The sequence below is a fragment of the Qipengyuania algicola genome, from assembly GCF_042492175.1.
GTDB lineage: Bacteria > Pseudomonadota > Alphaproteobacteria > Sphingomonadales > Sphingomonadaceae > CAJXSN01.
The window spans coordinates 2533580-2554004 of record NZ_CP170453.1 but is presented as its reverse complement, the minus strand read 5'-3'; the positions used below and the strand labels follow the sequence as shown (position 1 = coordinate 2554004).

The following is a 20425-nucleotide window of genomic DNA, read 5'->3' as shown; positions in this document are numbered from 1 at the left end:
GGAAGCCGTGAGCAACCCAAACCATCATGCCTCGACCTTCCTGTCGCGCCTGCTGCAAGACCGCTCGGGCAACACGCTCGCGCTGGTCGCTGCGGCCACCGCGCCGCTCGTGGCAGTTGTAGGGAGCGCAGTCGATATTGGCCGCGGCTATGTCACCGAGAGCCGCCTGCAGCAGGCCTGCGATGCGGGCGTGCTTGGTGCGCGGAAGAAGCTGGGTTCGGACCTGCCGCCCAGCGGCGCTGTTCTTGGACAAGTCAAAAATGTCGGAAACGAGTTGTTCGATCTGAACTTCCCTGAAGGTCGGTACGACTCGAAGGACCGTTCCTTCGTCATGACCCTCGAGGAAGATTTTGCAATCTCCGGGCAGGCGAGCGCGACACTGCCGACGACCATCATGGGCATTTTCGGTAAGCAGGAGATTCCCGTCGCCGTTACGTGCCAATCGCGCATGAACTTCACCAATCTCGACATCATGATGGTGCTCGATGTCACAGGTTCTATGCGCCACACCAACGCTGGCGATAGCGCATCACGGATCGACACAATGCGGTCGGTCATCAAGGGCTTCCACAGCAATATCGAGGCATCAAAAGCGCCCGATACCCGCGTTCGCTATGGCTTTGTGCCGTATGCAACCAACGTTAATGTCGGTGGACTGCTGCAGAACAATTGGGTGGCCCAGCAATGGACCTATCAATCCCGCGAATCCGCGCCGGATGTCGTAACCGTTTCGAATGGCGCATCGATCCTCAACAAGACGGAAGTTAGCGGAACCGACTCTGATTGGTATGAGACAAGCAATTACCCCGCCACTCCAGTGCCCGGCACAACAGATGAATTGTATTGTGCAACCGAGGCACCTGAAGACACTTATACCAAAACGGTAACCGTTACGGGCACACGGTCGGAACCCTTTGCCGGACCGCCAGCGGGCACGCAAACATTCGATGATCGCACGATTGTCGAGGAGGGCTCAAAATTTAGAGTCTCGATGTCTGGCACTACCTGCAGAATCGAGCAAAGAGACTACTCAGCATATACCTATACCGACACGTATTGGGTCCGCCCGTACGAGTTCACAACCGCTCAGTGGACTTACGAGCCTTTGTCTCTCGATGTTTCCGACTGGCGTGCCACGATGGATACCTGCATCGAGGAGCGCGATACGTATGAGATAACCGACTATGACAATGTCGATCTGACCCGTGCGCTGGATCTGGACATTGATCTTGTCCCAACCCCCGGCAACACGGCGACGCAGTGGCGGCCACAGAACCGTGATGCCACATATTCCAGGCGGTTTTATGAGCACGGAACCGGCGAGTTAAATCCCGAAGAATTCACTACTGCTCACACCTTCGCCCGTACGGGCAATTGGTGGATGTCCGACTGTCCCGCCCCTGCGCAGCAGCTCGCCGAGATGGATGCATCTGCGGTCGATAGCTATCTCGCAACTCTGGCACCCGAGGGCGCAACCTATCACGATATCGGCATGATCTGGGGCGCGCGGTTGCTCTCACCGGGTGGTCTGTTTGCCACCGAAAATGCCGACGAATCCGCGAACAAGCCGACCACGCGGCATCTGATCTTCCTTACCGACGGGCAGACCGAAGCGTATGATCTCGCATACGGTGCCTATGGCGTGGAGCCACTTGACCGGAGGCGGTGGGATCCGGCGACTTCGACCCTTACGCTTCAGGAAACCGTCGAGGAGCGATTCAAATTCGCTTGCGACGAGATCAAGAAGAAGAACACGACGGTGTGGGTCATCGCGTTTGCCACGGCGGTAAACTCGGCAATGACCGAATGCGCAGGCGAAGGGCACTATTTCGAAGCCAACAGCGCTTCGCAGCTGACCGATGCCTTCTCGTCGATTGCACGGTCGATGGGTGACCTGAGGGTGAGCAAATAGGCCGGGTCATCGCTCACCCGGACATCCCCCTCGATGGGTTGCAATGCAAAAGGCTAAGAAATTAACCACGCCCGTAGACATATCTCTTACGTCTGCAGGGTAACACTCCCTGCGTGACACACTGTAACTCCCCTCGATCGACCTTCCTGTCGCAACTGCTGCACGACCGTTCGGGCAACACGCTCGCGCTGGTCGCTGCGGCCACCGCGCCGCTTGTCGCCGTTGTGGGCAGCGCAGTCGATATCGGGCGCGGCTATGTGACCGAGAGCCGACTGCAACAGGCCTGCGATGCGGGTGTGCTTGGCGCGCGGAAGAAACTGGGGTCGGATCTACCTCCCAGCGGTTTTGTCCTCGGCGAAGTAAAAAAAGTCGGAAACGAGCTGTTCGACCTCAATTTCCCCGAAGGCCGGTACAGCACGGAAGACCGTTCCTTCGTGATGACACTGGAGGAAGATTTCGCAATTTCGGGTCAGGCCAGCGCGACGCTGCCGACCACGATCATGGGCATTTTCGGTAAGCAGGAAATGCCCATCGCCGTCACCTGCCAATCGCGCATGAACTTCACCAATCTCGACATCATGATGGTGCTCGACGTGACCGGCTCAATGCGTCTCACCAATCCCGGGGACTCGCTCTCGCGCATCGATTCGATGCGTGCGGTCATCAAGGGATTCCACGCGGATATTGAGTCAGCGAAAGCGCCCGACACGCGCGTGCGATACGGCTTCGTTCCTTATGCAACCAACGTGAATGTCGGCGGCCTGCTCAAGAACAATTGGGTAGTCAACGATTGGACCTACCAGACCCGGGAACTGGATGCCACGAACACGACAGTTGGTACCAGAACCTATGACACCAACTGGGTATATGAGTCCGGGACACGCAGCGACTGGACCGCCGAATCTACATACGCAGCAACTTTCTATCCAGGAACGCCGGGCACCCCCGGGACCGGCGATGAAGGCGGTAGTGGCAGCACAAGCGATTCCTACAGGTGCGAGGGATCAGAACCGGCTTATGCCGTAGACGTCACAGACACGCTTTTAGGCGAGTCATCCGAGCCCTTCGCAGGTCCTCCGGCTGGTACGCGGGAAATCGATCACATGCGACGTTGGCATAACGGCACGCGCTATCGCACCATCCGGGACGGCAGCACGTGCACTGTCGAGCGCCAGGTCGACGACAATTTTGTGCAGACCTTTGATCGCATCACCGATCCAAGCGAAAGCAACTCCACCGATTGGCGTTATGCACCGATTGCGCGGGACGTCGATGATTGGAGATCCGAGACATTCGGTTGCATGGAAGAAATCGATACCGTCCAGATTGCGGACTACGACAATGTCGATCTGGCACAAGCGCTTGATCTGAACATCGATCACGTCCCAGGTTCGTCAAACGCCGGCAAATGGCGCCCGATGTATCACGATATCATCTACGCACGGTCGCTCTACTATAGCGGCGTAGGGAGCTTCACGCCTGCTGAAGTGATCACCACGAGTACCTACGCAAAGACTGGTAATTGGTGGATGTCGAATTGTCCGGCCTCGGCGGTCAATCTGAACGAGATGGATGCGACCACCATCGCAACCTACCTTGACACTTTGACCCCCGAAGGCGCGACCTATCACGACATCGGAATGCTCTGGGGTGCGCGGCTTTTGTCCCCCGACGGTCTCTTTGCTTCCGAAAACGCGGATGAATCGGCCAACAAGCCGACGACGCGCCACCTTATCTTTCTGACTGATGGTCAGACTGAAGCATACGATGTGGCCTACGGAGCTTACGGTCTCGAACCACTCGACCGCCGGCGGTGGGATCCTGACACGAGCACGTTGACGCTCAACGAGGTTGTCGAGGCTCGCTTCTCGTTTGCTTGCAACGAGATCAAGAAAAAGAACACGACCGTGTGGGTGATCGCGTTCGGAACCGATGCCAATACCGCCATGACCGAGTGCGCTGGCGAAGGGCGCTATTTCGAAGCCAGCAATGCTTCGCAGTTGACCGAGGCCTTCGATAGCATCGCACGGTCGATGGGTGACCTGAGGGTGAGCAAATGACACAAATGTCTCAACCTGATCTTGTTGCCGACCAAAGCGGCGCGACCATTGTCGAATTCGCGCTGGTGGTGCCGGTGCTGATGACGCTGCTGCTCGGTCTGTTCGACGTGAGCTACAATATGTACGCCAATGCCATTCTGGAAGGCGCCATGCAGGAGGCCGGCCGCAATTCGACTATCGAGGATGCGGATACGGGGACAATCGACGCCCAGGTCACCCAGCAGGTGCGGCGGGCTGTCGGTAGCGCCAACGTAACCTTTGCGCGCACCTCCTATGCCGAATTCTCCGATGTCTCGCAGCCGGAAGATTATACCGACGTCAACGGCGACGGAACCTGCAATGATGGCGAGCCGTTCGAGGACGCCAATGGGAATGGTGCCTACGATCTGGATCGCGGCGCGGCCGGACAGGGCGGTGCGCGCAATGCGGTTGTCCTGACGGCCACCATGACCTTCGACCGCTTTTTCCCGATCGATGCGTTCACCAGCCTCCCGGAGAAATACACCGCATCGTCGTCCACGGTGCTGCGCAATCAACCTTACGACATCAACGAAAATCCGCCGGCGACGGAGAATTGTATATGAGCCGCATCGGCAGAAAACTTCGCACCATGCTGCGTGATACAAGCGGCGTCGCGATGACCGAGTTTGCATTGGCCGCTCCATTCATGATTGGCATCGGGCTGTTCGGCATGGAAACCGCCTACCTCACGATCGTCCATATGAAGGTAAATCAGGCCGCTATTCACGTGGCCGATAATGCCTCTCGCATCGGTGACGTGTCCTCGCTCGATAACCGGGCCATTTACGAGTCCGATTTGAACGATCTGATGGTTGGCGTCGACCTGCAGGTCGGCAATCTGGACATCTTCGAGCATGGACGGATCATCATTTCCAGCCTGGAGACAGACCCGGACGCACCGACCAAGCAATGGATCCATTGGCAGCGGTGCCAAGGGAAGCTCGGCTGGGCATCCACCTATGGCCAGGAAGGCGACAAGGGCGGTTCATTTAAAGGCATGGGACCGAAGAACCAGAAGGTTGCGGCGCAGGAAGGCGACGCGGTGATGTTTGTAGAAATCAGCTACCAGTATCAGCCCCTGTTCTCCGATTCTCTGGTCGGAGATTCGATGATCTTCGCGCATTCAGCCTTCACCGTTCGTGCAGATCGCGACCTCACGCAGATTTACCAGCGCGATCCGGCTTCCCCCGATCCGGTTGCTTCATGCGCCACCTACACAAACCTCGATGGGGAAGTAGGCGGCGGAATGATCAATGCCCCCGGCAGCCAGGACGGACCGGGCACCTAAAGGCGCGCAATGTGCTGACAGGGGTGCGGATAGACCGACCCCGCAGCAGATCAGTCCTTGTAACACACCTGCTTGGCTGCGCTGACGATGCGGGCGCTGTCCAATAGCGCCAGCTTTTCCAGATTGGCCGCATAGGGCAGCGGAACATCCTCGTTAGTTACGCGCAGTACCGGCGCATCCAGATCGTCGAAGCCCTCTTCCATGCAAATGGCGATAATCTCGCTGGCGATGGAGCAGGTCGGCCAGCCTTCCTCCGCTACGATCAAGCGGTTGGTTTTCTTCAGGCTTTCCAGAACGGTATGTTTGTCCAGCGGGCGTAATGTGCGCAGGTCGATCACCTCGGCATCGATGCCCTCGCCCGCCAGCTCCTCGGCGGCTTCCAGCGCCAGACCCACAGCGATGGAGTACGACACGATGGTAACATCGCAACCCTCGCGCATAATCCGCGCCTGACCGATCGGCAGAACGTGGTCATCGAGATCGGGGACATCAAAACTGCGCCCGTAGACCAGCTCATTTTCCAGGAACACGACCGGATCTTCAGTTCGGATGGCGGCCTTCATCAGGCCTTTCGCATCCGCCGCATCATAGGGAGCAATGACAATCAGGCCGGGCACGCTGGCGTACCATGGGCCGTAATTCTGGCTGTGCTGGGCACCCACCCGGCTAGCGGCACCATTCGGTCCGCGGAACACCACCGGACAGCGCATCTGGCCGCCTGACATATAGTTGGTCTTCGCAGCCGAGTTCACGATGTGATCGATTGCCTGCATCGCGAAGTTGAAGGTCATGAACTCCACAATCGGTCGCAAGCCGCCCATCGCCGCGCCCGTGCCGATACCGGCAAAGCCGTATTCGGTGATCGGCGTATCGATAACCCTCTTGTCGCCGAATTCGTCGAGCAGGCCCTGAGTGACCTTGTAAGCGCCCTGATATTCGGCAACTTCCTCGCCCATTACGAATACGCGGTCATCGCGGCGCATTTCCTCGGCCATCGCATCGCGCAGGGCTTCGCGCACACTGGTCGAGGTCATCGACGTGCCTTCGGGAATGGCGGGATCGGCGACCGGTGCGCGTTCCAGCTTCGCAGGCTTCGTCAATTCGGCTTCGGACGGCTCGCGGCCAACATCCTTGCCCTCGCCCGGTACGTCGTCCTTGGCCTCAGCAGCTGCCGGTTCGGTTGCGCTTGTCTCGCCAGCGTCCTCGCCATCACCCAGCAACATGGCAATGACGGCTCCGACCGCGACGTTCTCGGTGCCCTCTTCGACCAGGATCTTGCCCAGCGTGCCCTCGTCGACGGCTTCGAATTCCATCGTTGCCTTGTCGGTTTCGATCTCGGCGATAATGTCCCCGATGGCGATCTCGTCGCCTTCGGCCTTCAGCCATTTCGCGAGCGTGCCTTCCTCCATCGTCGGAGAAAGCGCGGGCATTTTCAGTTCAATCGCCATGGCTCAATACTCCTCCACCAGAACATCGGTGTAGAGTTCGGCCGGATCCGGCTCGGGCGAGTTCTCGGCGAAGTCCGCCGATTCCGAAACCCGTGCGCGGATCGCCTTGTCGATGGCTTTCAATTCGTCCTCGGTCTTGCCGTTTTCGAGCAGCACCTTCTTCAACGCTTCGATGGGATCGTGACGGTCTTTCTGGTCCTGCACTTCTTCGCGCGTGCGATATTTCGCGGGGTCGGACATGGAGTGCCCGCGATAGCGGTAGGTGTTAAGCTCCATCAGAACCGGGCCATTGCCGTCACGCACATGTTTAAACGCAACCTCGGCCGCGGCCCGTACTTCCAAGACGTCCATGCCGTTGACATCCATGCCGGGAATACGAAACGCCGTGCCACGCCGGTGGAAACGGGTTTCCGCCGAGCTGCGGGCGCTCGCCGTGCCCATGGCGTACTGGTTGTCCTCGACCACGAAGACGATTGGCAGGTTCCACAATGCCGCCATATTGAAAGTCTCGTAGACCTGACCTTGGTTGGCAGCACCATCGCCGAAATAGGCGAGGCACAGGCCGCCGTCGCCGCGATATTTGTGCGCCATGGCGAGGCCCCCGCCGAGCGACACCTGCGCGCCAACAATGCCGTGCCCGCCGTAGAACTTATGCTCCGTGCTAAACATGTGCATGGAGCCGCCCTTGCCCTTGGATATGCCGGCCTGCCGTCCGGTCAGTTCGGCCATGATAACGTTGGGATCGATGCCGTAGGCCAGCATGTGCCCGTGATCGCGGTAACCGGTAATCACGCTGTCCTTGTCCCCGTCGAGCGCGGACTGGAGACCAATGGCGACCGCTTCCTGCCCGATATAGAGGTGGCAGAACCCACCAATCAGGCCGAGGCCGTAAAGCTGCCCTGCGCGTTCCTCGAACCGGCGAATGAGCAACATCTGCTCGTAGAATTCGAGCATCTGCTCTTCGCTCGCATCGAAACGCTTCTTCTTCTCGAACGCGGCCTGCAGGCTGTGCAGGGCGAAGTCCTCGTCTTCCTGCGCGGCAGGTTTTGCAGGGGTCTTGCGGGCTTTCGATGGCTTGGCCAAGCGCGTCATTCCTCTTCCATTGCAGGCCGCGACACAGTCGCAGCGCGAGTTGGCGTCTATTGGCCCAACCCGTCAGTCTTCGCAATGTTTCCGAATAGGAATTCACCCGGCGCCGTAGCGGCCAGCAGGCGTAGCCTCAGCCCTCGGGCTCCAGCGTCAGAACGATCTCGTCCGGGTGCACGACATGCATGTTCTTGCGCAGCAATTCGCCGACCATATCGGGATCGGCGCGGTCGGGATGAAGCGCATCGACCCGGCCCTTCATCTCAAAACGCTTGGCCTCCAGAACGGCAATCTGGCTCTTGCGCTGCTCCAGCAGGCTGGCCTGCTCGCCCCACGCCAACAGACCGCTCGGCCCAAGCAAAGCAAGACCGGTCAGCACGAGCAAGGATACCAGTGCGATGCCCTGCACCGCCTGCTCCCGCCGTGAAACCAATTTGTGCCCGCTATGCGTCATACAAGTGTAAGAATCACAGTTAACGCCTGTATTCAAGCGCTAATTTTCGCTTTTTCTGCAAGCGATTCAAACCATTGGATTTAATATGAGCGAGGCAGGCCCAGAACATGCTCCGACAGGTAGCTGAGGATCAGATTGGTCGAGATCGGAGCAACCGTATACAGCCGCGCTTCGCGGAATTTCCGCTCAACGTCATATTCTTCGGCGAAGCCGAAACCGCCATAGGTTTGCACGCACATATCGGCTGCGGCCCAACTGGCTTCGGAGGCGAGCATCTTGGCCATATTGGCCTCCTCCCCCGCATTGCCGCCTTGGTCGTAAACTTCGGCCGCATGATACACCATCAGCTCCGCCGCGCGCATCTGGGCATAGCACCGCGCGATGGGGAACTGGATGCCCTGGTTCTGGCCAATCGGACGACCGAACACCTGCCGCTCCTTGGCATACTCGCTTGCCTTTTCGATGAACCACTTGGCGTCGCCGATGCACTCTGCCGCGATCAGCACGCGCTCTGCATTCATGCCGGAGAGGATATATCGGAAGCCCTTCCCTTCCTCTCCGATCAGCGCGGATTTGGGGATGCGCAGATCATCGAAGAACACTTCGCAGGAGGAGTGATTCATCATTGTACGGATCGGCTTGATGGTCATGCCGCCCGATTTCTGCGCTTCCTGCATGTCGACCAGAAACAGCGACAGGCCTTCGGTCTTCTTGGCGCTCTCGCCCTTAGGCGTGGTGCGCGCCAGCAGCATCATCAGGTCGGAATGCTCCGCCCGGCTGGTCCATATTTTCTGGCCGTTGATGACATAGTCATCGCCATCGGGCTCAGCAAAGGTGCGCAGCGACAGCGTGTCGGTACCGCTGGTTGGTTCGGACACACCGAAGGCCTGCAGACGCAGCGTGCCGTCAGCGATCTTGGGCAGATAATGGCTCTTCTGATCCTCGCTGCCATACCGCAGCAGAGTGTTCATCACATACATTTGCGCATGGGCCGCGCCGCCATTTGAACCCGATGCCTGGATTTCCTCCATGATGACCGCTGCGGCATCGAGCTTTAGTCCGCTTCCGCCATATTCCTCCGGGATCAGCGCGGCGAGAAAACCCGCCTTGGTCAGAGCATCGACAAACTCGGACGGGTAAGCCCGGTCGCGATCCTTGTCGCGCCAGTATTCGCCGGGGAACTCATCGCATAGCGCCCGCACAGCGCGGCGAATCTCGGCCAGGTCTTCACGTTCTTGCATGCTTACTCCATTGCTTCGGCGAGTGTCTTGGCGCTCGCCGCACGCTCAATCAACCAATGGAACCGCTAGGGGTCCCGTGCGCTTTACAATTGACACAATTTGCGGTTATATAGTTTCTATTGAAACCAGTTTGACGCCTCGAGCTTAGAGAGACACTCCATGACCGACCTGTTCGAAAACCCCGCCGGCCTCGATGGATTCGAGTTCGTCGAATTCTGCGCACCGGAAAAGGGCCAGCTTGAGCCGGTCTTCACAGCCATGGGCTTCTCGCAAGTCGCCTCGCACCGCAGCAAGGACGTGCATCTCTGGCGGCAGGGGAACATCAACCTCATAGCCAATTATGAACCGCGCAGCGCCGCATGGTATTTCGCCCGCGAGCACGGCCCCTCCGCCTGCGGCATGGGCTTCCGTGTGAAGGATGCAGCCAAGGCCTATGACCACCTGCTGGAAAAGGGCGCAGAACCGGTTGCCAACGAACCCGGCCCGATGGAGCTGCGCATTCCCGCCATTCGCGGGATCGGCGGCGCGATTGTCTATCTGATCGACCGCTATGCCGATGAAGGCGAAGACGGTCTGTCGATCTACGACATCGATTTCGAATATCTGCCGGGCGTAGAAAAACACCCCGAAGGCGCGGGCTTCGACATTATCGATCACCTGACCCACAACGTTTACAACGGACGGATGGCCTATTGGGCGGACTATTACGAAACGCTGTTCAATTTCCGCGAGATCCGCTTCTTCGACATCAAGGGCGAATATACCGGCCTGACATCCAAAGCGCTCACCGCTCCGGACGGCAAGATCAAGATCCCGCTCAACGAGGAAGGCGAAGGCGGCAAGGGCCAGATCGAGGAGTTCCTGAAGGAGTTCAACGGCGAAGGCATCCAGCACATCGCGCTGATCTGTGACGATCTTGTGGCTGCGTGGGACCGCCTGAAAAGTTTCGGCGTGCCCTTCATGACCGCCCCGCCCGCTACCTATTACGAGATGCTTGACGAGCGTCTGCCCGGACACGGCGAAGATGCCGAAGCGCTGAAAATGCGCGGCATCCTGATGGATGGCACCACAGAGGGCGGACAGCCCCGCCTGCTGCTGCAGATTTTTGCCGAGGCACAGGTTGGCCCGGTGTTCTTCGAGTTCATCCAGCGCAAAGGCGATGACGGCTTCGGCGAGGGTAACTTCAAGGCCCTGTTCGAGAGCATGGAACGCGACCAGATCAACCGCGGTGCGCTGAAGGTGGAAGAGGCAGAACCCGCTGAGTAATCCGTGCCTAAGTCCTGTTCGTGCTGAGCCTGTCGCAGCACTGCTCTCAATTTGAGAATGACGGACGAAGAATAAGCAGCCCTCCGACAGGCTCAGGGCGTACGGTTTGAAAGATTGACCATGAGCGAACATCCCGTGAAACTCGGCGGCGTCCATCACGCGGCCTATCGCTGCAAGGACGCCAAGGAGACCGTCGAGTGGTATTCCAAGGTCCTCGGCATGGAATACACCTCCGCGTTCTCGGAAGACCACGTGCCGTCCACCGGCGAATACGACCCGTATATGCACGTGTTCCTCGACGCGGGTAATGGCAACATCCTCGCGTTTTTCGAACTGCCCAACCAGAAGGAAATGGGCCGCGACGAGAACACGCCTGCGTGGGTCCAGCATCTGGCTTTTCGTGTCGGCAGCCTCGACGAATTGCTGGCCGCGAAGGAGCATATCGAAGGCCTCGGCATCGACGTTCTCGGCCCGACGCATCACGGCATTTTCAAATCGATCTATTTCTTCGACCCCAATGGCCACCGCGTAGAGCTGGCGGCCGATATCGGGACCGACGAGCAGTATGCCGAGCTGAAGCGCGTCGCCATGCCGATGCTCGACGAATGGAGCGAGACGAAGAAGGCCCCACAGCACGCCGCATGGCTGCACGAAATCGCTCGCGAGGAACACGCCAAGGCAGCTGATTGATCCGGAAGCGGAACTTCCCGGGCTGCTGATGCGTTTCGCGCATCAAACAGGCCAAGGATTTTCATGACTTCTTCGACGACAACCACCGCACCCGGTGAAGCTTTCGACCGCACCGTCAACACAGTCGGCACATTACAAGACACACTCGTGGGTATGGCGGAGGGCTTTATCGCCACCCTGCCCAATCTCGCAATTGGTGTGGTCGTCCTCATCATCACCTGGCTGGTGGCGAAGTTTGCCGTCCGCATTGCCGACCGGATCACTGGCAAGACCGATATCCGGCCCAGCCTGAAAAACCTGATCGACACACTCGTGAAACTGGGCATCTGGCTGGTTGGCCTGATGGCGGCGCTGGTCGTCATGATGCCCGGCTTCACCCCCGCCAGCGTCATCGCCGGCCTTGGCATTGGCGCCGTTGCGATTGGCTTCGCCTTTCAGGATATTTTCGAGAACTTCCTCGCTGGCGTGCTCATCATGCTGCGGGAGAAAATGCGCATCGGCGATGTGATCGAATGCGAGGGCATCTCCGGCAAGGTCGAACATATCACCCTGCGCGAAACCTATGTCCGCAAACTGTCGGGCGAGGTAACGCTGGTGCCCAATTCCATGCTGTTCAAGAACCCGGTCCAAATTCTGACCGACGAGACGCAGCGCCGCCACGAGATAATGGCAGGGGTGTCCTACGACACCGATCTTGACCATGCAGCGAAGGTGATCCGATCCTCGGTCGAAAGCTGCGAGGCGGTCGATACCGACAAGGGCATCGACATTTTCGCCAACGAGTTCGGCGATAGCTCGGTCAATTTCAAAGTGCGCTGGTGGAGCGGTTCGAAGCCGCGCGACATGTGGGAATCGACCGACCAGGTGGTGCGCGCGATCAAGCGCGGGCTGGACGATGCGGGCATCGAAATTCCGTTCCCCTATATCACCCACACCTTCAAGGAGCGCGTGCCGATGGGCAACGAACCGGGCGAACCGAGCACGGGCAGCTAGTATTCGGGCGCCGGTTGCGGCACTCGGCTTGGCATGTCCGTTTCCGATCAGCCCGCGCCGGAGGCCTCCCAGCCCCAGGGCCTCTCGCGCCGGAGCGAGTTTGCGCTTGCCGCAATTACCGGCGCGACGGTGGCCAACGCCTATTACATCCACCCGATCATCGCGGATATCGGCCCGGATTTCGGTGCGGGCGCGGCGCAGATAGGACTCGTTCCCGCCGCCAACCAGATAGCTTTGGCGCTGGGTATCTTCCTGCTCCTCCCGCTGGGTGACCGTTACCCTGCCCGGCAGCTCTCGCTTGTCCTCTCCGCAGCGCAGGCGGCATCGCTGTTTCTTATGGCATGGGCCGAAAGTTTCGCGCTGTTTGTGGCCGGCTCCACCCTGCTCGGCTTCTTCACCATCGTGCCCTATCTGATGCCGTCCTACGCCTCGAAGCGCGTGTCGCCCGACAAACTCGGCAGCGTCACCGCCACGCTGACGGCAGGCATTATTGTCGGCATTCTAATTGCCCGCGTGGGTGCCGGAATTATCGCCGAATATGTCGACTGGCGCGTGGTCTACTGGATTGCCGGTGCCATCATGGTCGGCGTGACATTGGCTGTTCCGCTGTTTCTGGAACCGCGCCGCGCCCAGCCCGATCCGGCCAAGCGCCAGCCCTATTGGTCGCTCGTTTTCTCAACCCTCACCCTGATGCGCGAATACCCGCTGGTAATCCGCTCGGGCATCATTCAGGCGCTCAATTTCGGGATATTCCTGTCCGTCTGGCTTGCCCTCGCCTTCCATCTCACCAGCGATGCCATGGGTTACGGCACCGATACAGTCGGCTATCTGGCGGGAATTTCGGTTGTGAGCATCTTCGCAACGCCGGCACTGGGCCGCTGGGCCGACCGAGTGGGAGCCTACAAAGCACGCTTCTGGCTCGCCGTGGCGCAGGCCGCGGGTATCGCCCTGCTCTGGCCGCTGGGCGACAGTTTGTGGCTGCTCCTGATACCCTTAAGCGTCATGAACCTTGTCGGGCCGTCGGTCGATGTCACCGGACGCATGACGTTTCTCGCGCTCGATGCGGACATCCGCACGCGGCTTATGACCGGCTACATCATCCTGATGTTCACAGGCGCAGGGATTGCCAGCTGGGCCGCACCGGTGTCCTACGAGCTGGCCGGATGGGGCGGCACGGCCTTGCTGGTTGGCGCGATGTCGCTGGGCATTGTTGCGCTCAGCTGGACCGGGATGCGCGGGACCGGCAGCGCGGATTAGCCCGCCTGCAGATCGGCGAGGAAAGCGCGGATCCGTTTCGCGTTCTCGCCCAGATCGCTCACTCCGACACGACTGACCGAGCGCATGTCTACGCGCGTGCCGCCTTGTTCCTGCGCAACAGCCTGCACAACGACAATGTCTTCGAACTTGATCCACGAAGCGTAGGAGACCGCTTCCAGCCTGCCCTCTTCCGGCGCAGCGGCGGCAATGGTCCAGCCCCTGTCGGCGGCCAGCTGCTCGGCCTTGGCAATCACGTCTGCGGGCGAAGCATCCACCACAATGCCATCGAGATCGGGGTATCCCTCGACATGCATTTCCTTCCATTTCTCGACCGTGTCGACGCCGCGCAGATTGTCCTCCGGGATTGACAGCTCGGTGAAGGCGGGCGGAGAATCGAGATCGGTGGTGATGTCATGGATGGCAGGCACCTGCGACGCCGGGCTCATCGCCAGCGTAGCCGCGCCAAACGCGCCGCCGCCGATCAGGACTGCGCCCACCGCCTTCTTCGCCGCAGGCCATCCCGTCCGCCAGTTCATAATCAGGGCAATGACGCCGACCAGAGCAGCGACACCCGCAACGGGCACCATATAAAGAAAGGACATGAAACCGGGCAACTTGCCGACCAGATCAAACCGCGCGAGGGTCATACCGATAAACGCGACCAGCACCGCGGCGATGGCCAATACAAAGGCAAAGGCACTGACCCGCCGGGTCCAAGGGTGATTGCCGTTCGTCATGATAGTCTCCTGCCCCAAACTGGTGTCCCCGAGAGGATTCGAACCTCCGGCCCCCGGATTAGGAATCCGATGCTCTATCCAACTGAGCTACGGGGACTGAAGCACCGCCATTAGGACGCAGCGCGTTTGCTGGCAATCGCGCAAGTGTGGGCCGCGGCGGTGCTAATTCGCTTCGTCCGGCGGGACCACCGGAACTAGCAACGGGGCAATACCGATGCCTTCATCGACCAGCCCTTCGACTTCCTTCTTGGTCGCGCGGCCATGGATCAGCGCCTCGTCGCGCTCGCCATAGTGCATTTCGCGCGATTGCTTGGCGAAGTCCTCGCCCACCCAGGTGCTGTCCTTGATCGTCTCGGCCTGCGCTTTGGCGAGCGCGGTCATTGCTGCCTTGATCTTCTCCGGCAGCTTACCGCCTTCGACCGGTTCTGGCGTGTTCGTTCGCGTTTCAGACCTTGCCACTTGCTGCCGATTACCTTTGGCTCCGATTGCGGGCGCCATGGGTGCCTTTGCAACGTCCTTCGACCCGCAATGCGGGCATTGGACCAGACCGCGCTCGCACTGTTCGGTGTAGTCGCTGCTGGAGCGGAACCACACTTCAAAGCAGTGCGCATTATCGCAGGCTAGGTCGTAAACAATCATGGTCTGGATGTAGCAACGGGGCGGCGGTTCGCAAGACTGGGCACTTGCGCTCGGACCTGCGCGATGCGCTCCGGATCGATCTCCGCAAAGCCGAGCGCGGGCCCTTCTCCGCCCAGATCAAGGAGCACCTCGCCCCACGGATCGACAACCAGCGAATGCCCGTATGTCTCGCGTCCATCAGCATGTTTGCCGACCTGCGCGGCCGCCACGACATAAGCGCTGGCTTCGATGGCCCGCGCACGTTGCATCACATGCCAATGCGCCTTGCCCGTCGGCACTGTGAAGGCGGCGGGTATCGCGATGATGTCGCACAGCGCCCGGCCCAGCTCCTCGAACAAAGCCGGGAAGCGAATATCGTAGCAAACTGTCAGCCCCAATGTGCCTGCCGGCGTAGACGCCACGGCAATATCGGAACCCGCCTGATAGGCATTGGATTCGCGCCAGCTTTCCCCGCTCGCCAGATCGACATCGAACATGTGCATCTTGTTATAACGCGCCGCGATCTTGCCGGCATTGTCGACCAGCAGCGAGCGGTTGACCCACAATCCGTCCTGCTCGCCTTTCAAAGCGAGCGAACCGATGGCGATCCAGATACCGTGGCGGGCCGCTGCTTCACGGGCGCTCGCTAATGTGGGATCGTCGGCTTCGGCGACGATGGATGCGGCCGCCCGTTTCCGGTCGCGGTCCAACAGGCCCGTCATCTCCGGGGTGAACAGCATAGCCGCCCCTTCGCCCGCTGCCTGCTCGACCTGACTGGTCAACTCGGCGGCATTGGCAGCTGGGTCGATACCGGTCTGCATCTGGGCAACCGCGATACGGGTCGGGGCCGACTGCTCCATTAGCCAGCCAGCAGGGCGTCGAGCTTGCCCTCGCGCTCCAGCGCGGCCAATTCGTCCGAACCGCCGACATGCGTATCACCGACAAATATCTGCGGAACGGTGCGTGCGCCCGGTGCGCGTGCTTGCATTTCATCCCGCTTGGGGCCGCCCATGGTGATGTCGAATTCCTCGTACACCACGCCCTTTTCATCCAGCAGGCGTTTCGCGCGGAAGCAGTATCCGCAGCCGAACTTGGTGTAGATATCAACCTTGGGCGTTGTCATATTCATTGCCTTTTCAATCGTTTGGCAGGTCTTGAAACCTGCGTTTGCAAACCCATATATTTGCCACCGGGCGGTGCCACAACGGGCCGCTTGTTTATCGTAACGGATGCCGCGCCTTGCGGGTCCGGTAAATCATTCGAATTGCTCACAGGAGAGTTTGTATGTCACGTTTTGATTTCACCCCCTATCGCCGCAGCACCGTCGGTTTTGACCGGCTGTTCGATGTTCTGGAAAACCAGCACCGTGCCGGCGGGGGCGACAATTACCCCCCCTTCAATATCGAGAAGCGCGGCGATGACGATTATCGCATCACGCTGGCCATTGCCGGTTTCCGCTCCGAAGATCTCGACATTACCGCCCAGCAGAACCTGCTGACCGTGATCGGCCGTAAGCGCGAAGACAATCCCGAAGGCGAAATGCTGCATGTCGGCATCGCCAATCGCGGGTTCGAGCGCCGGTTTGAACTGGCCGACTATGTTAGGGTCCAGAGCGCCGATCTGGCCGATGGCCTGCTGACGGTCGATCTGGTGCGCGAAGTGCCCGAAGCGATGAAGCCGAAGAAGATTGCCGTGAATGGCCAACCCTCGCTGTCGATTGTCGATAGCGAAGATGGCGAGAATGACGGGCGCGCGATCGACGCCGCCTGATCCGGCAACCTCTTGCTGAAATGTTTGGCCCGCCCCGCTCAGTCAGCGGTGGCGGGCCATTTTGTGTGCGCTGACCGCCAAAGAAGATTGCGCCAGATACAGTAAGGGGCAGACCCCGGGATGGGAGTCTGCCCCGCGGCGCAATGCCGCCCTATCGAATTCTGGCCATCCGGGTCGCAGAAGATGGCCAACGTCCGACAAGCTCTAATTCTGGTGAGGAAGCGTCCCTGTCATCCCTCGCTCAGCATGCGCTCTGCGAGCCCCCACTGATTGCAACGGTAACTACATGAAAGGATGTGTCGCGGTATTGTATGGACGCGACATTCTCATAAAAAAGTCAGACAAGTCGCGATTGTTTCAGCGCTGCCTCGATAAATCCGGCGAAGAGCGGGTGGGGTGCGAAGGGCTTCGATTTCAACTCCGGGTGGAACTGCACGCCGACAAACCAGGGATGATCGGGCCGCTCGACAATCTCGGGCAACAGGCCATCGGGTGACATCCCGGAGAAGGTCAATCCGTCCCCTTCCAACGCTTCGCGATAGGCACCGTTCACCTCATAGCGGTGGCGATGCCGCTCTGAAATCATTGTTTCCCCGCCATAAATCCGGCTGACAAGACTGCCCTCGGCCAATTGCGCATCATAGGCACCCAGACGCATCGTCCCGCCCAGATCACCGCCTTCTTCGCGCGTTTCGATGCCCTCTTCGCTCATCCATTCGGTGATGATGCCCACCACCGGCTCCTGCGTGGAGCCGAATTCGGTAGAGGACGCCGCTTCGTGGCCGGCCGATCGTGCGCTTTCCACGCAGGCCATCTGCATGCCGAGGCAAATGCCGAAAAACGGAACATTCCGTTCGCGCGCGAAGCGCACGCTGGCAATTTTTCCCTCGCTGCCGCGCTCTCCGAATCCGCCGGGCACCAGAATTCCATGCAGCGGCTCGAGCTCGGCCGCGAGATCGGTACCGGCGTTTTCGAACAACTCGGCGTCGATCCATTTGATGTGGACCTTCGCCCGGTTGGCCATGCCGCCGTGGACCAGCGCTTCGTTGAGCGACTTATACGCATCCTGCAGGCCGACATATTTGCCGACCACGCCAATGGTCACCTCTCCTTCAGGGTGGAAATAGCGGTCGGTCACATCATCCCATGCCGAAAGATCGGGCTCGGGCGCGTCGGTAATGCCGAAGCCGCGCAGCACTTCGCTGTCCAGTCCCTCGCCGTGATATTGCAGCGGGACGGAATAGATCGAGGGCGCATCCAGCGCCTGAATGACCGATTCGGCGCGCACATTGCAGAATTGCGCGATCTTTTTGCGCTCGCCTTCCGGAATGGGATGCTCCGCGCGGCACAGCAGAATGTCGGGTTTGATGCCCAGACTCGCCAGCTCGCGCACGGAATGCTGCGTCGGCTTGGTCTTCAGCTCGCCCGCCGCGGCAATATAGGGCACCAGCGTGACGTGAACGCTCAACGTCTGGAGCGGCTCCAGCTCGTTCCGTAGCTGCCGGATCGCCTCCATGAAGGGCAGCGATTCGATATCGCCGACGGTCCCGCCGATTTCGCACAGGATGAAATCGAGATCGCCCTGATCGGCGAGCGCGAAGTTTTTGATCGCGTCGGTCACATGCGGGATCACCTGCACGGTCGCGCCGAGATAATCGCCGCGCCGCTCGCGCGCGATGATGTCCTGATAGACCCGGCCAGACGTGATGTTGTCGCTCTGCCGAGCGGATACGCCGGTGAAGCGCTCGTAATGCCCCAGGTCCAGATCGGTCTCTGCCCCGTCATCTGTGACGTAGACTTCGCCGTGCTGATACGGGCTCATCGTGCCCGGATCGACATTCAGATAGGGATCGAATTTACGGATGCGGACCTTGTAGCCACGCGCCTGCAGCAGCGCGCCAAGGCTCGCCGCCATAAGACCTTTTCCGAGCGAGGAGACCACGCCGCCGGTAATGAAAATGAACCGCGCCATGGGAGGAAAGCCTTAAGCGCCCGCAGGGATTCGGGGCAAGCGAAATGGGGCGAGCCGCGCAGGCTCATCCACATTAATTTGGGAATGAGTGGTTTATTCGGTCGCGCCGGCCAGCGGATCGTCGGTTGCCGCCGGAGCAGCGTCTGCCGGGACAGCCGCTTCCCCATCCGCAGTGCCCGCGTCGACCGCGCCGCCCGCGGCCAGTGGATCTTCTTTCGCGGTAACGGTGCGGTCCAGCGTCGATTCGATCTCATCCCCGCCCGACAGGTCCACCGCCAAGGCGGCCAGCGCAATCGAGAGGACCACAAAAAGAATGGCCAGAATGCGCGTCGTGCGTGTCAGGAAGTCAGCTGCACCGCGTGCGCTCATCATCCCGCCCGGCGAACCGCCGATACCAAGCCCGCCCCCTTCGGAGCGCTGCATGAGGATCACCCCGACAAGGGCTGCGGCCACGATGGCCTGAACGACGGTCAGAAAGAGAAACATGAAATAGTGCACCTTTACCGGCGAATTGCCGTGCGTAGGCAGCGCATTTAGGCGCTGGGGGGCCGTAAGCCAAGGGGGCTTGGTCGAAGACGGGCCGAAGATGGATTGAAGACGGGCCGAAGATGGATTGAAGACGGGCCGAAGACAGAATTGCGGGCAGAGCGTCAGCGCCCCGCCCAACGAACCGGATTACTGCTCCTCGATCTCGCCAGCGGCCAGGGCGATGTTCATAAAGCTGTCTGCAGACAGGCTCGCCCCGCCGACCAGAGCGCCGCCAACATGCGGCACTGCGAGGATCTCGCGGGCATTCTCCGGCTTCACCGAACCGCCGTACAAAATCCGGATACCCTGAGCCGCTTCCTCGCCGAAGCGGGCTTTCAGGAACGCATAGATCGCCCCATGCATCGCCTCGATATCTTCTACCGTCGCGACCCGTCCGGTGCCGATTGCCCAGATGGGCTCGTAAGCGACAGTCAGACGCTCGCCGGCATCGTCCAGCTTTTCGGGCAAGGACGCACGCAGCTGATCGAGAACATATTTCTCCGCATCGCCGGCAACCCGCACATCTTCTGGCTCACCGCAGCAGATGATGGCATTGATCCCGGCATTCAGCGCGGCGTGCAGCTTGGCCAGCACCATCGCGCTGTCTTCGCCGTGGTTCTGCCGCCGCTCGCTGTGGCCCAGAATGACGAACTTCGCCCCGGCATCCGAAACCATAGTAGCCGAGATATCACCGGTATGGGCGCCATCTTCGCCCGGGTGACAATCCTGCGCGCCGACGCCAATTTGCTCGGCCTCCTTATGCACCGCGTGGATCAGCGTGAATGGCGGTGCAACGGCGACCTCCACCTTCATATAACGCTGGGCGGCACGGTCGATCGTGCGCGCTTCCGACAGCATCGCGCGGGTGCCGTTCATCTTCCAGTTCCCGACGATGTAGGGTCGGTTGCTCATGGGTATTTCCTGATTAGACTTTGTCTGCCGCCTCTTAGACGGTGGGGGGACCGGTCCGCTAGCCGAGCAGGCGCGATAGGTCAAAACCCTTTCCGACCTGTTGCGGCAAGGTCGCAGCCCCTATAGAGGCTGGCGCAACACACCGGTTCTGCATGCAGGGCCAGCCTCCACT

The 20425-nt window shown here is 60.0% G+C and carries 20 protein-coding genes and 1 tRNA gene; 9 read left to right on the top strand and 12 right to left on the bottom strand.

Going from position 1 to position 20425, the window contains the following annotated elements:
• The first annotated feature begins 7 nt into the window (after positions 1–7).
• From ACFCW2_RS12145 to ACFCW2_RS12130, 4 genes are all read left to right on the top strand, one after another.
• The gene (locus ACFCW2_RS12145) at positions 8–1912 is read left to right on the top strand and encodes a TadE/TadG family type IV pilus assembly protein (protein WP_379546721.1); all 1905 of its coding nucleotides are present in this window, start codon (positions 8–10) and stop codon (positions 1910–1912) included.
• Positions 1913–2025: 113 nt separating this feature from the next.
• A complete protein-coding gene (locus ACFCW2_RS12140; protein ID WP_379546720.1) occupies positions 2026–3972 on the top strand; it encodes a pilus assembly protein TadG-related protein in 1947 nt (648 codons plus the stop codon).
• Positions 3973–3977: 5 nt separating this feature from the next.
• Positions 3978–4556 carry a TadE/TadG family type IV pilus assembly protein gene (locus ACFCW2_RS12135; RefSeq protein WP_379546718.1) on the top strand — a complete coding sequence of 193 codons (579 nt, stop codon included), beginning with the start codon at positions 3978–3980 and terminating at the stop codon, positions 4554–4556.
• The gene (locus ACFCW2_RS12130) at positions 4553–5281 is read left to right on the top strand and encodes a TadE/TadG family type IV pilus assembly protein (protein WP_379546717.1); all 729 of its coding nucleotides are present in this window, start codon (positions 4553–4555) and stop codon (positions 5279–5281) included. Before ACFCW2_RS12135 ends, ACFCW2_RS12130 begins: the two co-directional genes overlap by 4 nt.
• A gap of 50 nt (positions 5282–5331) precedes the next feature.
• Here ACFCW2_RS12130 and ACFCW2_RS12125 read toward each other — a convergent pair whose 3' ends face one another.
• The 4 genes from ACFCW2_RS12125 to ACFCW2_RS12110 all read right to left on the bottom strand — a co-directional run bounded on the left by ACFCW2_RS12125 (position 5332) and on the right by ACFCW2_RS12110 (position 9510).
• Positions 5332–6729 (bottom strand): pyruvate dehydrogenase complex E1 component subunit beta, encoded by a 1398-nt coding sequence (locus tag ACFCW2_RS12125; RefSeq protein ID WP_379546716.1) that lies wholly within the window; start codon positions 6727–6729, stop codon positions 5332–5334.
• A gap of 3 nt (positions 6730–6732) precedes the next feature.
• Positions 6733–7821, bottom strand: coding sequence for a pyruvate dehydrogenase (acetyl-transferring) E1 component subunit alpha (pdhA, locus tag ACFCW2_RS12120; RefSeq protein WP_379546715.1), 1089 nt, complete (start codon positions 7819–7821; stop codon positions 6733–6735).
• A 127-nt stretch (positions 7822–7948) separates the two neighbouring features.
• A complete protein-coding gene (locus tag ACFCW2_RS12115) occupies positions 7949–8248 on the bottom strand; it encodes an FtsB family cell division protein (RefSeq protein ID WP_379546713.1) in 300 nt (99 codons plus the stop codon).
• A 101-nt stretch (positions 8249–8349) separates the two neighbouring features.
• Positions 8350–9510, bottom strand: a complete 1161-nt coding sequence (locus ACFCW2_RS12110) for an acyl-CoA dehydrogenase family protein (RefSeq protein WP_379546712.1) — start codon at positions 9508–9510, stop codon at positions 8350–8352.
• Between the two features lie 159 nt (positions 9511–9669).
• On the opposite strand from ACFCW2_RS12110, the gene hppD reads away from it, so the two are divergent.
• The 4 genes from hppD to ACFCW2_RS12090 all read left to right on the top strand — a co-directional run bounded on the left by hppD (position 9670) and on the right by ACFCW2_RS12090 (position 13716).
• Entirely contained in the window at positions 9670–10776 is a 1107-nt protein-coding gene (gene hppD / locus ACFCW2_RS12105) for a 4-hydroxyphenylpyruvate dioxygenase (RefSeq protein ID WP_379546710.1), read from the top strand.
• A gap of 120 nt (positions 10777–10896) precedes the next feature.
• On the top strand, positions 10897–11466 hold the full coding sequence (locus tag ACFCW2_RS12100; RefSeq protein WP_379546709.1) for a VOC family protein: 570 nt from the start codon (positions 10897–10899) through the stop codon (positions 11464–11466).
• A gap of 63 nt (positions 11467–11529) precedes the next feature.
• Positions 11530–12459 (top strand): mechanosensitive ion channel family protein, encoded by a 930-nt coding sequence (locus ACFCW2_RS12095; protein ID WP_379546708.1) that lies wholly within the window; start codon positions 11530–11532, stop codon positions 12457–12459.
• A 33-nt stretch (positions 12460–12492) separates the two neighbouring features.
• Positions 12493–13716, top strand: coding sequence for an MFS transporter (locus ACFCW2_RS12090; protein WP_379546706.1), 1224 nt, complete (start codon positions 12493–12495; stop codon positions 13714–13716).
• Here ACFCW2_RS12090 and ACFCW2_RS12085 read toward each other — a convergent pair.
• From ACFCW2_RS12085 to grxC, 5 genes are all read right to left on the bottom strand, one after another.
• Positions 13713–14453, bottom strand: coding sequence for a DUF1499 domain-containing protein (locus tag ACFCW2_RS12085; protein WP_379546705.1), 741 nt, complete (start codon positions 14451–14453; stop codon positions 13713–13715). The two genes, ACFCW2_RS12090 and ACFCW2_RS12085, sit on opposite strands and share 4 nt — an antisense overlap.
• Positions 14454–14473: 20 nt before the next feature.
• Positions 14474–14550: transfer RNA gene (locus ACFCW2_RS12080), tRNA-Arg, on the bottom strand.
• 65 nt (positions 14551–14615) lie between these two features.
• Positions 14616–15092 (bottom strand): DUF1178 family protein, encoded by a 477-nt coding sequence (locus ACFCW2_RS12075; protein ID WP_379546704.1) that lies wholly within the window; start codon positions 15090–15092, stop codon positions 14616–14618.
• On the bottom strand, positions 15089–15931 hold the full coding sequence (locus ACFCW2_RS12070; RefSeq protein ID WP_379546702.1) for a carbon-nitrogen hydrolase family protein: 843 nt from the start codon (positions 15929–15931) through the stop codon (positions 15089–15091). The genes ACFCW2_RS12075 and ACFCW2_RS12070 overlap by 4 nt, the downstream gene beginning before the upstream one ends.
• A complete protein-coding gene (gene grxC / locus ACFCW2_RS12065) occupies positions 15931–16194 on the bottom strand; it encodes a glutaredoxin 3 (protein ID WP_379546701.1) in 264 nt (87 codons plus the stop codon). The genes ACFCW2_RS12070 and grxC overlap by 1 nt, the downstream gene beginning before the upstream one ends.
• Positions 16195–16355: 161 nt before the next feature.
• Here grxC and ACFCW2_RS12060 point away from each other — a divergent pair, with 161 nt between their 5' ends.
• Entirely contained in the window at positions 16356–16841 is a 486-nt protein-coding gene (locus ACFCW2_RS12060; protein WP_379546699.1) for an Hsp20 family protein, read from the top strand.
• A 337-nt stretch (positions 16842–17178) separates the two neighbouring features.
• On the opposite strand, the gene ACFCW2_RS12055 is transcribed toward ACFCW2_RS12060, so the two are convergent.
• The 3 genes from ACFCW2_RS12055 to tpiA all read right to left on the bottom strand — a co-directional run bounded on the left by ACFCW2_RS12055 (position 17179) and on the right by tpiA (position 20253).
• Positions 17179–18813 carry a CTP synthase gene (locus ACFCW2_RS12055; RefSeq protein WP_379546697.1) on the bottom strand — a complete coding sequence of 545 codons (1635 nt, stop codon included), beginning with the start codon at positions 18811–18813 and terminating at the stop codon, positions 17179–17181.
• A gap of 93 nt (positions 18814–18906) precedes the next feature.
• A complete protein-coding gene (gene secG, locus ACFCW2_RS12050; RefSeq protein ID WP_379546694.1) occupies positions 18907–19299 on the bottom strand; it encodes a preprotein translocase subunit SecG in 393 nt (130 codons plus the stop codon).
• A gap of 189 nt (positions 19300–19488) precedes the next feature.
• Positions 19489–20253: a triose-phosphate isomerase gene (gene tpiA, locus ACFCW2_RS12045; protein ID WP_379546692.1), complete on the bottom strand. Its 765-nt coding sequence runs from the start codon at positions 20251–20253 to the stop codon at positions 19489–19491.
• Positions 20254–20425: the final 172 nt, after the last annotated feature.

What these genes read in the sequence shown, in the direction of transcription:
- ACFCW2_RS12090 (WP_379546706.1), top strand. Translation starts at nt 12,493, where the DNA reads ATGTCCGTTTCCGATCAGCCCGCGCCGGAGGCCTCCCAGCCCCAGGGC.
- ACFCW2_RS12100 (WP_379546709.1), top strand. Translation starts at nt 10,897, where the DNA reads ATGAGCGAACATCCCGTGAAACTCGGCGGCGTCCATCACGCGGCCTAT.
- tpiA (WP_379546692.1), bottom strand. Translation starts at nt 20,253, where the DNA reads ATGAGCAACCGACCCTACATCGTCGGGAACTGGAAGATGAACGGCACC.
- ACFCW2_RS12110 (WP_379546712.1), bottom strand. Translation starts at nt 9,510, where the DNA reads ATGCAAGAACGTGAAGACCTGGCCGAGATTCGCCGCGCTGTGCGGGCG.
- ACFCW2_RS12075 (WP_379546704.1), bottom strand. Translation starts at nt 15,092, where the DNA reads ATGATTGTTTACGACCTAGCCTGCGATAATGCGCACTGCTTTGAAGTG.
- ACFCW2_RS12130 (WP_379546717.1), top strand. Translation starts at nt 4,553, where the DNA reads ATGAGCCGCATCGGCAGAAAACTTCGCACCATGCTGCGTGATACAAGC.
- ACFCW2_RS12055 (WP_379546697.1), bottom strand. Translation starts at nt 18,813, where the DNA reads ATGGCGCGGTTCATTTTCATTACCGGCGGCGTGGTCTCCTCGCTCGGA.
- secG (WP_379546694.1), bottom strand. Translation starts at nt 19,299, where the DNA reads ATGTTTCTCTTTCTGACCGTCGTTCAGGCCATCGTGGCCGCAGCCCTT.
- ACFCW2_RS12085 (WP_379546705.1), bottom strand. Translation starts at nt 14,453, where the DNA reads ATGACGAACGGCAATCACCCTTGGACCCGGCGGGTCAGTGCCTTTGCC.
- ACFCW2_RS12095 (WP_379546708.1), top strand. Translation starts at nt 11,530, where the DNA reads ATGACTTCTTCGACGACAACCACCGCACCCGGTGAAGCTTTCGACCGC.
- pdhA (WP_379546715.1), bottom strand. Translation starts at nt 7,821, where the DNA reads ATGACGCGCTTGGCCAAGCCATCGAAAGCCCGCAAGACCCCTGCAAAA.
- ACFCW2_RS12070 (WP_379546702.1), bottom strand. Translation starts at nt 15,931, where the DNA reads ATGGAGCAGTCGGCCCCGACCCGTATCGCGGTTGCCCAGATGCAGACC.
- ACFCW2_RS12125 (WP_379546716.1), bottom strand. Translation starts at nt 6,729, where the DNA reads ATGGCGATTGAACTGAAAATGCCCGCGCTTTCTCCGACGATGGAGGAA.
- ACFCW2_RS12060 (WP_379546699.1), top strand. Translation starts at nt 16,356, where the DNA reads ATGTCACGTTTTGATTTCACCCCCTATCGCCGCAGCACCGTCGGTTTT.
- grxC (WP_379546701.1), bottom strand. Translation starts at nt 16,194, where the DNA reads ATGACAACGCCCAAGGTTGATATCTACACCAAGTTCGGCTGCGGATAC.
- hppD (WP_379546710.1), top strand. Translation starts at nt 9,670, where the DNA reads ATGACCGACCTGTTCGAAAACCCCGCCGGCCTCGATGGATTCGAGTTC.
- ACFCW2_RS12135 (WP_379546718.1), top strand. Translation starts at nt 3,978, where the DNA reads ATGTCTCAACCTGATCTTGTTGCCGACCAAAGCGGCGCGACCATTGTC.